The sequence below is a fragment of the Nocardioides sp. genome (assembly GCF_047607185.1).
GTDB lineage: Bacteria > Actinomycetota > Actinomycetes > Propionibacteriales > Nocardioidaceae > Nocardioides.
Window position 1 is genome coordinate 1 of the sequence record NZ_JASGDQ010000103.1, and the last position, 13,499, is coordinate 13,499.

Here is a 13,499-nt window from a genome sequence, read left to right on the forward strand (position 1 = left end):
GATCGGCCGCGCTCAGCCTGACCACGAACTCCTTGGGACGAGGCATGTCCTCAACTCCTTCCGGTCCAGTATCGACCAGAACAGCCGAACACACATACCCATCAAATTAGAGGCGACACGCTACTAGAATGCCCGCGTGCCCCCGACCGAGCCCCACTGGCTGACGCCGCCGGAGCTCGAGGCCTGGATGTCGCTCACGCTGATGCTCTCGGCGCTGCCGGGCGAGCTGGGACAGCAGCTGCAGTCCGACTCCGGGCTGTCGTTCGTGGAGTACTACGTCCTCGCCGGGCTCTCCGACGCCCCCGAGCGCACCATGCGGATGAGCCAGCTGGCGGTCTTCGCCAACGCCGAGCTGTCCCGGCTCTCGCACATGATGACCCGGCTGGAGAAGCGAGGGTTCGTACGACGCGAGCCCGACCCGTCCGACGGGCGCTTCACCAACGCGATCCTCACCGACGAGGGCTTCGCGCACCTGGCCCAGGCCGCCCCGGCCCATGTCGCCCGGGTCCGGGAGCTGGTCTTCGACGCCCTCGGCCCGGCCGAGGTCGAGCAGTTGCTGACGATCACCCGGAAGGTCAACGACCGAATCCGGCCGGAGGGCTGCTAGGGCGTCGAGTCGGCCCGCACTTCTGCCGACTCGGCGCTCTACAGACCCGCACTTCTGCCGACTCGGCGCTCTACAGACCCGCACTTCTGCCGACTCGGCACGTGGAAGACCGTGCGTGCCTGGACGGCGTAGCTGAGGATCACCAGGGTGCCCTCGGTGGCCAGCTTCGCCACCAGCAGCGGCAGTCCGACGGCGTGCAGGCCGGCGAGCAGGGCGAAGTTGAGGACCAGCAGCGAGCCGGCCAGCGCGGCGTAGCGGCGGGCGGCGCGGGCGACCGGCACCTCGCGGTGCCGGTCGAAGACCAGCCGTCGATTGACCAGGAAGTTGACGGCTCCGCTGGTGAGCCGGGCGCCGACCACCGCCAGCAGCAGCGAGCCGAAGAGGGCGTCGAGGACGAGCAGCGCGACGGTGTCGACGGTGAACGCCAGCAGGGACGAGCCGAGGAAGGCCAGCAGCGGCAGGTAGATCCGGATCGAGTCGGCGATCGGCCGGAAGTGCGACGAGGAGTTGCCGTCGAGGTAGATGGTGGTGATCGGCACCGTGCGCAGCTCGATGCCGGACCGGGCGGCGCGCAGCAGCATGGTCAGCTCGTACTCGTAGCGGTCGCCGTCGATCGTGCCCAGCCAGTCCAGCAGCGGCGCGGGGAAGCCGCGCAGCCCGGTCTGGGTGTCCTGCAGCCGCTGGCCGGTGGCGAGCCGGAACAGCAGCCGGGTCGCGTCATTGCCGATCCGGCTGCGCACCGGGACGGCGGCGTCGAAGGCCCGGACGCCGAGCACGATGGCGTCGTCCTCGGCGATGGCGTCGCCCACCCGCAGGATGTCGGCGACCGCGTGCTGGCCGTCCGCGTCGGCGGTGACGACCGGGCGGCCCAGGCCGGACAGCATCTCGAACCCGGTCTTGAGGGCGTAGCCCTTGCCGCTGTTGAGCAGGACGTGGTGGACGCGAGCGCCCGCCCGGGCGGCGGCCGAGAAGACGGGACGGTACGCCGGTCCCGAGCCGTCGTCGACCACGAGGACGTCGAGCCCGGGGCGGGCCGCGCGCAGCTCGGTGACCAGGTCAACCAGGGTCTGCGCCGGCTGGTAGGCGGGAATGAGGACGAACGGCTCGGACATCGCCGCTCACCCCGCGATGTAGAGGATGTCGGAGACGCCGCGCTCACCGCCGTTGCTCGGCTGGTTGATCACCTCGCCCTGGAAGTACATGGTCGAGGAGCCGCCGCCGTCGAGGTTGTACGCCGTCCGGGCACCGAGGCCCTTCATGATCTCGGCCAGTCCGGTCATGGTGACCCCCTTGCTGTAGCCCGTCTCGCGGCCGTCGACGACCACGAACACGAGATGGTTGGTGTCGAGCACACCGACGGCGGTGCGCGGCTGCGAGCCCTGGATCGAGTGGTTGCCGAAGTTGGTGTCGATCTCGACGTCGTCGATCCCGGAGAGGATGGCGCCGTCCTCGATCAGGGCGGGGCCGAAGGAGAGCGTCGTCCAGGCGCCGGCGTCCAGCAGCTCCTGGGCGCTGGTCTGGGTCTCGTCGTACAGCGCCACCGTGCCGTCGGCGTAGAAGACGATCCCCTCGCGGGCGCCCTTGTCGCGGTAGATGACACCGTTGCGGATCTCGATGCCGGTGCTGCGGAAGCCGTAGTAGTCGCCGTTGACGGCGAACACGGCCTCTTTGCGGGCGGCGATCGTGGAGGTCTTCTCGATGATGTTCTCGCCGAACTCGTCCTCGGCGAAGCCGGTCCGCAGCACGGTGGCGTCGGAGAGCACCACGTCGGCGACGAAGTAGGTGACGGTCGCCGAGCCGGACCCGGTCTGGACCTTGGTGATCGTGACCGAGGTGCCGTCCGCGCTCCAGCTGTCGTCAGTGGCGACGACGTCGCTGGTGTCGAGCGAGGCACCGCTGGTGACGCCCTTGGCCTGCTCGTAGGCCTCGGTGTCGGAGACCTCGACGTGGTCGATGACGTAGGTGTTGAGGGCCCAGGCGCTGGCGCTCCCGGCGGTCAGTACGACGGCCCCGCCGCCGACGAGGAACGCGCGCCGGCCCACCCCGCGACGACGGTGGCCGGACATCAGGAGCTCGTTCCCGAGCCACCGCCGGAACCGCCCGGGCCACCGCCGGAGCCGCCCGGGCCACCGCCGGAGCCGCCTGGGCCACCGCCCATGCCGCCACCGCCGCCACCGCCCATGCCGCCACCGCCGCCGCCCATGCCGCCGGCGAGCTCGCTGGCCTCGGTGGCGGTGACCGTGCCGACCTCGTCGAGGCCGTCGAGGGAGTCGGCGGCCGAGCCGGTGCCGACGTACACCGTGTAGGTCTCGCCGGAGGTGATCGAGCCGCCGGTGACGACCAGCGCCGACTGCAGGCCGGTGGCGACGAAGCTGGCCACGATGGTGCCGGAGGAGTCGACGAGGGTGACCCGGTCGCCGCTGGACACCGAGCCCGTCTCGATGCTGGCGACACCGGCGTCGGTGAGCGTGCCGTTGACGTCGATCGCCCCGTTGGGGCCGCTCGCGCTCGGCGTGGAGATGGCGACGGTGCCGCCGCTGATCTCGGCGTCGCCGTTGGAGTCGAGGCCGTCGCTGCCGGCGTCGATGACCACGGTGCCGCCGGTGATGGTGACCGTGACGCCGTCTTCCACCTGCTCGGTGCCGCCGGTCTGGGTGTGGCTGGTGGCGTTGAGGCCGTCGTCGCTGGCGGTCAGGTTCACGCTGCCGGAGGCGATGGTGATGACGGCGGCCTGGATGCCCTCCTCGGAGTCGGTCACGGTCAGGGTGCCGTCCTCGATGTCGACCGTGCCGACGGCGTCGATGCCCTGGGAGCCCGCCGAGATGGTGAAGGTACCGCCGTCGAGCCGGACCCAGCCGAGGGCGTCACCGTCCTCGGTGGTGTCCTGATCGGACTTCAGGCCGTCGCCACCGGCGGTGACGTCGATGGTGCCGCTCTCGACGACGAGGTAGTCCTTGCCCCTGATGCCGTCGTCGGCGGCGGCCACGGTGATGTCGCCGGAGAGGATGACCAGGCCGTCCTTGCTGGTGATGCCGTCGGCGCTCTCACCGTTGACCGTCAGCGAGCCGGAGCCGGCGATGGTCAGGTCGTCCTGGGAGTAGAGGGTGGCGTTGGGGGCGTCCTCATCCTCGTCGTCCGCGCCGGAGTCGGCACCGTCGGAGAGGTAGTTCTCGGAGCCGTCGGCCAGCACCACCACCGTCTCGTCGGACTGGGTCACCACGAACGGCGAGGTCGTGGTGGAGGTGATCGAGGCGCCGTCGAGGACGACGACGACCTTGCCGTCGGCGTCGCTGTCGACGACGAGCTGGCCGTCGGTGAGGGTGCCGGAGACGAGGTAGGTGCCCGGCGCCGTGATGGTGACGACGTCCCCGTCCACGCTGGCGCCGTCGCCGTCGACCTCGCTGGCACCGTCGGCCAGCGTGATGGTGGTGGCGCTCGCGGCGTCGTAGTCGCCGTCGTTGGCGTCGGCGTGGGTGTCGTCGAGGGTGTACGACGTGGTGCTCGCCGTGGTCCCGGAGACCACGGAGGTGCCGGAGGTGGCGGTCGCGGAGTCGTCCGAGGCGGCCGAGCAGGCGCCCAGCGCGACGATGGTCAGCGCTGCGGTGGCGGCGGCGAGGCGGGTGCGGAGCTTGGTGTGTCTCATGGTGCTTCCTCGATTCAGGTGGTCGGGACGGCGAGATGGCGGGCCAGGGTGTGGTGCCACTTCAGCCGGGGCAGCTCGGGATGGAGCGCGGCCATGCCCACGCCGTACTTGGAGATCCGCACCGGCCGGTGGCCACGGGACCAGAGCAGCCGGTCGACGGCGGAGGGCGTCGAGCCGGTCTTGGTCTCGACGATCGCCAGCTCGCGTCGGACCAGCTCCCGGTCGGCCGTCGACCAGGCGAGGTCGACGTCGAGGGTGACCCGCGCCGAGGAGCCCGGGAGCAGCAGCGTGGTGCGGCGGTACGACGTCTCCAGCACCGGCTGCAGCGACCCGGCGGCCGCCTCGCCGACGATGCCCGCGACGAATGCCCGGCCCTCGGTGGTGAGCCACGGCGTCTCGGGGTGCTCGACGCGCTGCTTGACGGTCTGGCCGCGCTGGCCGCGGGTCTTGACCTCCAGCCAGCAGCCGCCGGTGTCGAGATAGCGGCGGGTGCGGACCTTCCAGCGCAGCCGCCGTGACCGACCCGAGCTGAGGTAGCCGGCCCGGTCGGGGGTGTCGAGGTAGCGCGAGCGGTAGCCGAACTCCCGGTCGCCGCCGATCTCCAGCACCCGGGTGCCGGGTGGCACCGCGTCGAGCAGCGACCAGGCCTCGGCCACCGGGACGACGTACTTCCGGTCGACGCGGGCCAGCAGGCTGGCCTCCTCGACCAGGTCCTCGAGGGCGACGGGGGCGAGGCGGTCGAGCTGGTTCACGGCCAGGCTCGTCATCGGACGACCTCGACGGTGCGGGCGCCGCGCCGCGAGGGCCGGTAGCGGACGTCGACCAGGGTGGTGTCGTTGACGACGTCGGTCTTGAGGACCCGAAGCGAGACGACGGTGGCACCGAGCATCCCCTCCAGGTGGGCCCGAAGCGCGGTCTCGTCGAGGTAGGCCCGGTCGAGCAGCACCTGCTGCGTGCGGGAGCGCGGCGCGACCAGCGGGTGGTCGCCGATCGCGATCGCCGCCAGCACCAGGCCCATCAGCGCCAGGTCGGTGCCGTCGGCGCCGACTCCGAGGCCGCCCAGCAGACCGAGCGCCAACGCTGCGAAGTAGTAGGCGACCTCGGTCTGGGTGAGCTCCTCCGAGCGCAGCCGGATGATGGACAGGATGCCGAAGAGGCCCAGCCCGAGACCGGCGCCGATGGTGCTGGAGGTGAGCGCCGAGGCGACGGCGAGGACACCGACATTGGTCGTCAGGTAGGCGACGACCAACTCCGGCCGGCGGTGGCGCGGCAGGAACAGGCCGAAGACGAGGATCGCGACGCCGATCAGGTCGGCGGCGTAGAGGACGTAGGTCGGCATCGGTGAACTCCTGGTGTACGAAAGGTGAATGACCTCTAGTACGCCGGACTCGAATGTCCGCACCGTCAGATGAGTCTGTGAGATGACTGTGACCGACATCGGGGTGCGAGGCGGCGCCAGATCGCGGAGCTGTGGAGAGCCGTTTGCGGGCTCGGCCTGCGTCGGACAGGCTGCTGGCAGCCTCGCCCATCGCGGGGCAGGATGTCACCATGGAGGAGTCCGATGTGTCTGTCGCAGCAGGAGACGTCATGTCAGCCGTCACAAGTGAGCGGATCGAGCGGATCCCCATGTCCTTCGAGGACTACCTGGCGTTGCCAGAGGACGCCTTCCGGAATCGCACCGTGGAATACGTCGACGGGATCGCGCTCGTGAGCCCGGAGGCGAAGTCCAGCCACAACCGGATCGCCCGTCGCCTTGCGAACCTGATCGAGGCAAGCTGCCCCGGCCTGTTCGTGGTCGGCCCCGCCGGTGTCTGGACGGGCGAGCGCCGCAGCCGGATCCCCGACGTGCTCGCCACCGCCGAGCCCTACGACGATCATTGGGCCACGACGGTTCCGGTGCTCGTGGCCGAGGTGCTCTCGCCCAGCACTCGAGCCGAGGACACCCTGCGCAAGACTGGCGAATACGCCGAGCGGGGCATCGGCCACTACTGGATCATCGACCGCGACAACACCAGCTTCACGGCACTGGTCAACAACGGCCACGGCTGGGATATCGTCCTCGACCTCGACGCCGGGCAGCCCACTGGCGAGGTTCAGGTCGGAGACTTCGGGGTCGTCGCTGTCAACCTCAAGACCCTCCTCGCGCTATAGGAAACCCATCCGGCCCACGACGTGCTCGGCGATGGCGAGGCTGGAGGTCGCGGCGGGCGAGGGGGCGTTGCGGACGCTGGTGATGCCGTCCTCGTCGTGGATGACGAAGTCGTCGACCAGGCTGCCGTCGCGCTCGACCGCCTGGGCCCGCAGCCCCATGCCGCCCCGGCTGACGTCGGCGGTGCCGATCTCGGGGACGTAGCGCCGTGCCTGGCTCATGAAGGCCTGCTTGCTGAGCACGCCCCGCAGCTCGGTGAGGCCGGTGCGCCAGTGCTCGCCGGCGAACCGCCAGAAGCCCGGCCAGGCCAGCGTGCTGGCGAGGTCGCGCGGGCTGGTGGCGGCGCGGGTGTAGCGCTGTCGGCTCAGTGCCAGGAACGCATTGGGGCCGACCTCCAGCTCGCCGGTGACGCGGCGGGTGAAGTGGACGCCCAGGAAGGGGTAGCGCGGGTCGGGCACCGGGTAGACCATGCCGCGGACCAGCTCCTGCTTGGCGGCCGCCACCTGCAGGTACTCCCCACGGAAGGGCACGATCCGGGGCTCGGCCGGACCGCCGACCAGCCGGCCGAGGCGGTCGGCCTGCAGACCGCCGCAGAGCACCAGCCGCGAGACGGGGTACGACGTCTCCCCGGCGCGGACCCGGAGGCCGCCCGACCGCGAGACGCCGGTGACCTCGGTGCCCAGCAGGATCCGGCCGCCGGCGTCCTCCACCTCCCGGGCCAGCGCCTCGGCGACGGCGACGTAGTCGATGATCGCGGTGCGCGGCGAGTGCAGCGCCGCCAGGCCGGTGGCGTGCGGCTCGATCTCGCTGATCTCACCGGCGTCGACCCGGCACAGTCCCGGCACGCCGTTCTCCGTCGCGGTCCTCTCCAGGGCGTCGAACCGGCCCAGCTCGGAGCCGTCGACCGCGACCACGAGCTTGCCGCACTCGGAGAAGGGGATGGCGTGCTCGACGGCGTACTCCTTCATCAGGTCGCGGCCCCTGCTGCACAGCTGCGCCTTGAGGCTGCCCGGCTTGTAGTAGATGCCGGCGTGCACGACGCCGGAGTTGTGCCCGGTCTGGTGCGCGGCCAGCCGGGTCTCCTTCTCGAACACCACCACCCGGTGGCCGCGACGGCTCAGCTCACGCGCCACCGCCAGGCCGACGATGCCCCCGCCGACCACGCCCACGATCTCGTCCACGGTCCCAGCCTGCCGTACCGTGCCCGCCGAGTTGCTGGCCGTGCTCTGACAAACTGGTGGCATTCGGCCGCCTGCGGGCGGGTTCGGCCGGCGAACGCCACCAGTTGTCGTTAGTCTCTGCGGCGGATCGCCGCGGAGGCGGCCAGGGTGACCGCCGCGCCGACCACCGCGTAGGCGACGATCAGCCAGAGGTGGCCGGCGGCGCCGTGGCCGCCGAAGTAGACGATCTCGCGCAGCGCCGTCGTGCCGGCGCCGTTGGGCAGCCACTCGCCGATGCCGCGCCACAGGCCCGGCAGCAGCTCCAGCTGGTAGGCGCCGCCGGCGCTGGGGTTGCCGAGCACCACGAAGAGCAGCACGGTCAGGCCGATGCCGATGGTGCCGAAGAGCACCTGCAGCGCCATCGTCACCGTCGCGCTGGCGAGCACCAGCAGCGTGCCGACGCCGGCGATGGCCCAGTAGTGGCCGGTCAGCGCGCCGAGGCCCTGGTCGACGACCAGCGCACCGGTGAGCCCCGAGGCGACGGCGTACGGGACCATCGCGCCGAGCCGGATCGCGGCCCGGCGCCGGTTGGCGGGGCGGGCGCCCTTGGCGACACCGAGCAGCGAGGCGACCAGATAGCCGCCGACCAGCCAGCCGATGACGAGGTAGAAGCCGGACATGCCGCGGGCGTCGCCCTCCTCCAACGGCACCAGGTCCTGCACCGCGACGGTGCGGCCCTGCTGGGCGTCGGCCTGCTCGACGACGCTCTGCAGGGCGGTCGCCAGCGAGGAGCCCCGGGCGGTCGCCGTCAGCAGGGTGTCCTGGGTGCCGGACGTGTCGACGACGAGGGCGCCGGCGAGCTCGCCGCGCTCGATCTGCGCGCGGGCCTCGGCCTCGGTCATGGCGCTCGCGCTCAGCTCCAAGCTGTCGTCGAGCTGCTGGACGACCTGGTCCGGACCGACCACGGCGATGTCGATCTCGTGCGGCGTGGGCTGGTGGAACGCTCCGACATAGGAGGCGATGAAGGCGATCTGCACGGCGAGGACGCCGAGAACGAGAAGGACGGTACGACGCGAGATCGCGTCCTTGAGCTCGTCGGTGAAGGTCATGGTTACCCCATTACGCTACTGTTGGTATCGTTAATAGCGACGGTAACCCCTCCTATCTTCCCGATCCCAGCCCGCAAGGACATGACATGGCACACAGCGGCCCCGGCCGGCCACGGCGCACCGGCGTCGAGGACGCCGTCCTGGCCGCCACCGTGAGCCTGGTCCGCGAGCAGGGCTACGCCGGCACCACGCTGGACGCGATCGCCCGGGAGGCCGGCGTCGCGAAGACGACGGTCTATCGCCGGTGGGCGTCGAAGGGCGACCTCGCCCTCGACGCCCTCGTCTCGATCATGGGCGACCCACCGGTGCCCGGCCGGGACGGCACCCTGCACGACGCCGTCGGCTGGATGGCCGGCCGAATCGGCGACCCCGAGGTGCACGCGCTGCTGGTCGGCCTGGTCGACGAGGCGGTGCGCGACCCCGACCTGCGGGCCCGGCTGCGGGCGTCGTACCGCGCTCCCTTCGAGGCCACCCTGGTCGAGGCCTGGCCGCTGCCGGCCGAGCAGGTGGACCTGGCCTTCGACGTGGTGGTCGGCGCGCTGCTCCACCACGCCGCCATGGCCGGCTCGGTCTCCGCCGAGCTGGTCGACCGGGTCACCGACGTCGCCGTCGGCCTGCTGGCGGGCACCTGACGTTCTGCACGCTCCAGCGGCGTGTCGCGGTGCAGAATGTCAGGTGCCCAGCGTGGTCAGACGCGACGGGCTACTTCACCCGCACGCGGAAGGTCGAGGAGGTCGCGCTCTGCGTCGTCGCGTCGGCGTCGATGGTGACGTAGAGCTGGTACTTCCCCTTCTTCTTCAGCTTCTTGGCGATCTTGAACGAGCCGTTGTCGACCGTGGCCGACGCCAGCGACTTCGGCTTCTTGCCGGCCCGCCACAGCGTCGCCTTCACACCGCTCCTGGCCGGCGTGGTCGTCCCCTTGACCACCACCTTGCCGCCGGCCTTGACCACCTTCTTCGCCGGCTTCGCGGTCACGGTGGCTGCCGCCGGTGCCGGCGCCGGCGGCGGGTCGAAGTCGGTGATCTGCCGATTGCCGTCGTAGCCGATGATCACCTTGTCGAGATGGACGGTCTGGGCTGTGGCCAGGTTGCATCCGACGGCCATGAAGCTGATGTTGATGACCGCCCCGCTCGGGAGCCCGGTGCCGAGAAGTGAAGTGAGCGAGCCGCTCCCGTCATAGTTGGGGCTCCCGTAGGGAAAGCGGTACCACACCGAGGTCAGCAGATTCACGGTGCTCCAGGACAAGCCCGAGCTCGGGTAGGTCACGTAGTCGTAGAGCCACGTCGGTGCCCCGCCCGTCGTGGCGGCCGGGATATAGGCCAGCACCCGGGCGGCCCACGTGCCCGAGCCGTAGGCGTCCACCGTGAAGTCGGTCATGCCTGTGGGGTTTCGAGGCATCATCAACTGAAGCTCGAGCTGCTGGTTGGGCGCGGCCTGCAACTGCAGGGAGCCCGAGCCCAGCGGCGGGGTGCCCGGCCCGCTGACCAGGGTCCCCGCGCTCGGCCCGGCCCCAGCCGTGGGACAGGGCCAGGTGACCGGGTCTGCCCACCCGCTGGACCCGCCGAAGCTGGTCACCACCCGGTTCTCGTCGAGAGCGTGCGCGGGCGGTGTGACAGCGATAGGGAGAGCGACCACGAGGCTTGAGGCAAGGGCCGAGCCGAGCTTCTTCGCCGAGATCATCGCGGAACCGTATCCGCGTTCGAACCCGGCTGTCTAGCGTCGCTCGACCTGACCGTGAACATCGCCGAGGTGCCGGTCAGGGTCACTCGGCCAGCTCGTCGTACTCCAGCTCGGCCAGGGTGGGCTTGCCCTGATTGCAGAAGACCTCGACCTCGGCCTTGCGGGTGCCGTCGGTGAAGGTGGCGTCGACGTCGTCGTCGGGGCCGGGGTCGTGGCTGAGCAGCTGCCAGCCGGGGGCCGGCCGGGCCTCGATGCTCACCGCGAAGGCGCCGGAGCAGCCGACCTCGAACTCGCCGTAGTCGCCCTTGACGACGTCGGTGACCAGCCGATCGGTGTCGACCGTGGCGCTGGGCGTGACCGACGAAGAGGACCTGATCACCTCGTCGCCGATCGGGCCGCGGCCCCGCATCGAGGCGTCGACCGCCGACACCGTGGCGACGCCGATGGTCACCGCAAGGACCACCGCCGCCAGCCAGCCGATCACCAGCAACACCACGCGCTTCGTGCTCACCCGACGATCATGCGCCCGGCGGGACAAGGCCGCGGCTAGCCGAGGGATAAGGGCCGGTTAAGGCCCGATCCGTCGGAACCGGTTCGGGATAACGTGCCGCTGTGCCGCACCTGCTGATCATCGAGGACGACGACGAGATCCGGGCTCGCCTGCTGAAAGCGCTGCGCGACCTCGGCCATGTCGTCGACACCGCGCCGGCAGGCCTGCCCGGGTTGGAGCGGGCGCTGGCTGCCCGACCCGATCTGGTCGTGCTGGACCTCGGCCTGCCCGACGTCGACGGCAGCCAGGTGCTCGCCATGCTGCGGGCCGTCAGCGAGGTCCCGGTGATCATCGCCAGCGCCCGCGACGACGACCCGAGCCTGGTGCGAGCCCTCGACAGCGGCGCCGACGACTACCTCGTGAAGCCGTTCACCACCGCCCAGCTCGACGCCCGGATCCGGGCGGTGCTGCGACGCAGCGGGGCCGGCCCCGAGCAGTCGCTGCTGGTCGTCGGCGGCCTGGAGATCGACCCGCGCGGCCGGCGTACCACCCTGGAGGGCCGCGAGATCGAGCTGACGCCGAAGGAGTTCGACCTGCTGGCCTATCTCGCCGAGCGGGCCGGCGAGGTGGTCACCAAGAAGGAGCTGCTCACCGAGGTGTGGCAGCAGCCATGGGGCGGCTCGGACAAGACCGTCGACGTCCACCTGTCCTGGCTGCGACGCAAGCTCGGCGAGTCGGCCACCGAGCCGGGCTATCTCACCACCGTGCGCGGGGTCGGCATCCGGCTCAGCGCGCCATCTGCCTCATGAGGCGGGCGCTGATCCTCACCGTCGCGGCCACGGTCGCGATGGTGCTGCTCGCGATGCTGGTGCCGATGGCCGTGCTGGTGCGCAGCTACGCGCTCGAGGATCGGCTCAGCCGCGCCGCGCTGGAGGTGCAGGCCACCGAGACGGTCGTCTCGGGTGGCGACAAGGGCAGCGTGTCGGTCTATCTCGACCGCCTCAACTCCCGCGATGCCGGCATCCAGACCACCGTGCTCTATCCCGACGGCACCGGGGTGGGACCCCATCCGGGCGAGGACGAGGATGTCGCGCAGGCTCGCACCACCGGCCAGGCCCGGCTCGACGACATCCCCGGCGGCACCCGCATCCTGGTGCCCGTCTCGCTGGGCGGCACCAGCGCGCTGCCGGAGGACACCCCGGTCGTCCGGGTCGACGTGCGCGAGGCGGCGTTTCCCTCGGCGGTCCATCTGGCCTGGCTGGTGCTGGCCTTGCTCGGGCTGCTCATCCTCGCCGGCGCGGTGCTGCTGGCCGACCGGCTCGGGAGGTCGTTCGTGCGGCCGATCCAGCGGCTCGCCGTCGATGCCCAGCGGCTCGGCGGGCGGACCGGGTTGCGGGCCGTGCCGGTCGAGGGACCGCCCGAGGTGCGCGAGCTGGCCGGCTCGCTCAACCGGCTGGTCGAGCGGGTGGAGGTGCTGCTGGAGCGCGAGCGGGAGAGCATCGCCGACCTCTCCCACCGGCTGCGCACGCCCATCACGGCGCTGCGGCTCGGCATCGACGCGCTGCCCGACGCCGAGGACCGCGACCGGCTCGGCGCCGACGTGGACCGGCTGCAGGCGATGGTCGACCACGTGATCCGGGAGGCACGGCGCTCGCAGCGCGAGGGGGTCGCGGCCAGTACGCCGGCGGTCGCGGCGCTGAGCTCGCAGGCGTCGTACTGGCTGCCGCTGGCCGAGGAGCAGGGTCGCCGCTTCGACCTCGATGCCGCCGACGGCGAGGTGGCGGTGAGCGCCAGCGAGGAGGATCTGCGGGCGCTGGTGGACGTGCTGCTGGACAACGTCTTCAGCCACACGCCTGCCGGTACGCCGCTGCGGGTGGCGGTGTCGCTGGCCGGCGACGCGGTCCGGCTCGTCGTCGAGGACGGCGGCCCCGGCTTCCCTGCCGGGGTGGATCCGACGGACCGTGGCAGCAGCGGGGCCGGCTCGACCGGCCTCGGCCTGGCCATCGCCGAGAGCACCGCCCGCTCGGCCGGCGGCGCGCTGCGGCTGGGCCGGTCCGAGCTGGGCGGCGCTGCGGTCACCGTGGATCTCGGATCACGACATCCGGATCTTGGCTGAGCAGTAGTTCTTCGTGCCGGCCTCCCGGAAGCGGACGCTGAAGGTGTCCTTGCCGGAGCTGTCGGCGCGCCACTGGTCGACGTCGAACTCGCCGTCGCCGTCGTCGTCGAGGGCGGTCAGCGTCTTGTGGAAGTAGCGCTTGCCGTCGTGGCGCAGCGCGACGACCCACCGGCTGCCCGGCGTGGCGTGGTCGAGGTCGAAGGAGATCTCGAAGCCGCCCGTCTCGCGCTCGACCTCGAAGTCGTAGGTGGCGCCGCTGCAGGAGCCGTGCCGCTCGGGCCCGTCCGCGTAGGCGGGAGCCAGCACGGCGCCGAGCCCACCGGCAGTGAGGGCGGCGGTGGCGAGGGCGGCGACTTTGACTGAGGGACGCATGGTCGTGACCTTTCGTGAGGGGATCCTTTGACAGTCCCAACCTCCCAGCGCTCCCGCTAAGGCGTCCCCAACCGACTCTTAAGGAAACGCTGATGCCGGGCGTGGCTCTCCACCTGGGCTGACGAAGCACCACAGTGCGGTGGATCCGAGTCATCAGTTGACTCGGATCCACC

Annotated in this window: 15 protein-coding genes; 5 read left to right on the plus strand and 10 right to left on the minus strand. The window is 71.3% G+C overall.

The features are described 5' to 3' along the window. Positions 1-136 precede the first annotated feature (136 nt). Entirely contained in the window at positions 137-607 is a 471-nt protein-coding gene (locus QM595_RS11845; RefSeq protein ID WP_415171760.1) for a MarR family winged helix-turn-helix transcriptional regulator, read from the plus strand. Between the two features lie 38 nt (positions 608-645). Here QM595_RS11845 and QM595_RS11850 read toward each other — a convergent pair whose 3' ends face one another. Genes QM595_RS11850 through QM595_RS11870 form a run of 5 tightly spaced genes read right to left on the minus strand, consistent with a single transcriptional unit; the run spans position 646 to position 5,589 of the window. Beyond that, a complete protein-coding gene (locus QM595_RS11850; protein WP_415171761.1) occupies positions 646-1,719 on the minus strand; it encodes a GtrA family protein in 1,074 nt (357 codons plus the stop codon). A 6-nt stretch (positions 1,720-1,725) separates the two neighbouring features. Beyond that, positions 1,726-2,673: a phosphodiester glycosidase family protein gene (locus QM595_RS11855; RefSeq protein ID WP_415171762.1), complete on the minus strand. Its 948-nt coding sequence runs from the start codon at positions 2,671-2,673 to the stop codon at positions 1,726-1,728. Further along, a complete protein-coding gene (locus QM595_RS11860; RefSeq protein WP_415171763.1) occupies positions 2,673-4,250 on the minus strand; it encodes a carbohydrate-binding domain-containing protein in 1,578 nt (525 codons plus the stop codon). The genes QM595_RS11855 and QM595_RS11860 overlap by 1 nt, the downstream gene beginning before the upstream one ends. Positions 4,251-4,264: 14 nt before the next feature. Next, positions 4,265-5,002, minus strand: a complete 738-nt coding sequence (locus tag QM595_RS11865; protein ID WP_415171764.1) for a polyphosphate polymerase domain-containing protein — start codon at positions 5,000-5,002, stop codon at positions 4,265-4,267. Positions 5,003-5,013: 11 nt separating this feature from the next. Beyond that, positions 5,014-5,589, minus strand: a complete 576-nt coding sequence (locus QM595_RS11870; protein WP_415171765.1) for a DUF4956 domain-containing protein — start codon at positions 5,587-5,589, stop codon at positions 5,014-5,016. A 248-nt stretch (positions 5,590-5,837) separates the two neighbouring features. On the opposite strand from QM595_RS11870, the gene QM595_RS11875 reads away from it, so the two are divergent. After that, entirely contained in the window at positions 5,838-6,401 is a 564-nt protein-coding gene (locus QM595_RS11875) for a Uma2 family endonuclease (protein ID WP_415171766.1), read from the plus strand. Here the strand turns inward: QM595_RS11875 and lhgO are convergent. Then, positions 6,396-7,580, minus strand: a complete 1,185-nt coding sequence (gene lhgO / locus QM595_RS11880) for an L-2-hydroxyglutarate oxidase (RefSeq protein WP_415171767.1) — start codon at positions 7,578-7,580, stop codon at positions 6,396-6,398. The two genes, QM595_RS11875 and lhgO, sit on opposite strands and share 6 nt — an antisense overlap. 110 nt (positions 7,581-7,690) lie before the next feature. Further along, positions 7,691-8,668 carry a DUF3533 domain-containing protein gene (locus QM595_RS11885; RefSeq protein WP_415171768.1) on the minus strand — a complete coding sequence of 326 codons (978 nt, stop codon included), beginning with the start codon at positions 8,666-8,668 and terminating at the stop codon, positions 7,691-7,693. 86 nt (positions 8,669-8,754) lie between these two features. Here QM595_RS11885 and QM595_RS11890 point away from each other — a divergent pair, with 86 nt between their 5' ends. Continuing rightward, the gene (locus QM595_RS11890) at positions 8,755-9,300 is read left to right on the plus strand and encodes a TetR/AcrR family transcriptional regulator (RefSeq protein ID WP_415171769.1); all 546 of its coding nucleotides are present in this window, start codon (positions 8,755-8,757) and stop codon (positions 9,298-9,300) included. 70 nt (positions 9,301-9,370) lie between these two features. Here the strand turns inward: QM595_RS11890 and QM595_RS11895 are convergent, their stop codons facing one another. Together QM595_RS11895 and QM595_RS11900 are read right to left on the minus strand one after the other, a co-directional pair. Beyond that, the gene (locus tag QM595_RS11895) at positions 9,371-10,303 is read right to left on the minus strand and encodes a hypothetical protein (RefSeq protein ID WP_415171770.1); all 933 of its coding nucleotides are present in this window, start codon (positions 10,301-10,303) and stop codon (positions 9,371-9,373) included. A 127-nt stretch (positions 10,304-10,430) separates the two neighbouring features. Continuing rightward, entirely contained in the window at positions 10,431-10,859 is a 429-nt protein-coding gene (locus QM595_RS11900) for a hypothetical protein (RefSeq protein WP_415171771.1), read from the minus strand. Positions 10,860-10,960: 101 nt separating this feature from the next. Here QM595_RS11900 and QM595_RS11905 point away from each other — a divergent pair, with 101 nt between their 5' ends. Then, the gene (locus QM595_RS11905; RefSeq protein WP_415171772.1) at positions 10,961-11,647 is read left to right on the plus strand and encodes a response regulator transcription factor; all 687 of its coding nucleotides are present in this window, start codon (positions 10,961-10,963) and stop codon (positions 11,645-11,647) included. After that, positions 11,644-12,954, plus strand: a complete 1,311-nt coding sequence (locus tag QM595_RS11910; RefSeq protein ID WP_415171773.1) for a sensor histidine kinase — start codon at positions 11,644-11,646, stop codon at positions 12,952-12,954. Before QM595_RS11905 ends, QM595_RS11910 begins: the two co-directional genes overlap by 4 nt. On the opposite strand, the gene QM595_RS11915 is transcribed toward QM595_RS11910, so the two are convergent. After that, positions 12,931-13,326: a hypothetical protein gene (locus QM595_RS11915; protein WP_415171774.1), complete on the minus strand. Its 396-nt coding sequence runs from the start codon at positions 13,324-13,326 to the stop codon at positions 12,931-12,933. The two genes, QM595_RS11910 and QM595_RS11915, sit on opposite strands and share 24 nt — an antisense overlap. Between the last annotated feature and the right edge of the window lie 173 nt (positions 13,327-13,499).

Bases quoted from the DNA above. Each gene is read 5' to 3' on its own strand.
- QM595_RS11915 (WP_415171774.1), bottom strand. From the start codon at position 13,326: ATGCGTCCCTCAGTCAAAGTCGCCGCCCTCGCCACCGCCGCCCTCACT.
- QM595_RS11875 (WP_415171766.1), top strand. From the start codon at position 5,838: ATGTCAGCCGTCACAAGTGAGCGGATCGAGCGGATCCCCATGTCCTTC.
- QM595_RS11890 (WP_415171769.1), top strand. From the start codon at position 8,755: ATGGCACACAGCGGCCCCGGCCGGCCACGGCGCACCGGCGTCGAGGAC.
- QM595_RS11855 (WP_415171762.1), bottom strand. From the start codon at position 2,673: ATGTCCGGCCACCGTCGTCGCGGGGTGGGCCGGCGCGCGTTCCTCGTC.
- QM595_RS11850 (WP_415171761.1), bottom strand. From the start codon at position 1,719: ATGTCCGAGCCGTTCGTCCTCATTCCCGCCTACCAGCCGGCGCAGACC.
- QM595_RS11910 (WP_415171773.1), top strand. From the start codon at position 11,644: ATGAGGCGGGCGCTGATCCTCACCGTCGCGGCCACGGTCGCGATGGTG.
- QM595_RS11885 (WP_415171768.1), bottom strand. From the start codon at position 8,668: ATGACCTTCACCGACGAGCTCAAGGACGCGATCTCGCGTCGTACCGTC.
- QM595_RS11860 (WP_415171763.1), bottom strand. From the start codon at position 4,250: ATGAGACACACCAAGCTCCGCACCCGCCTCGCCGCCGCCACCGCAGCG.
- QM595_RS11870 (WP_415171765.1), bottom strand. From the start codon at position 5,589: ATGCCGACCTACGTCCTCTACGCCGCCGACCTGATCGGCGTCGCGATC.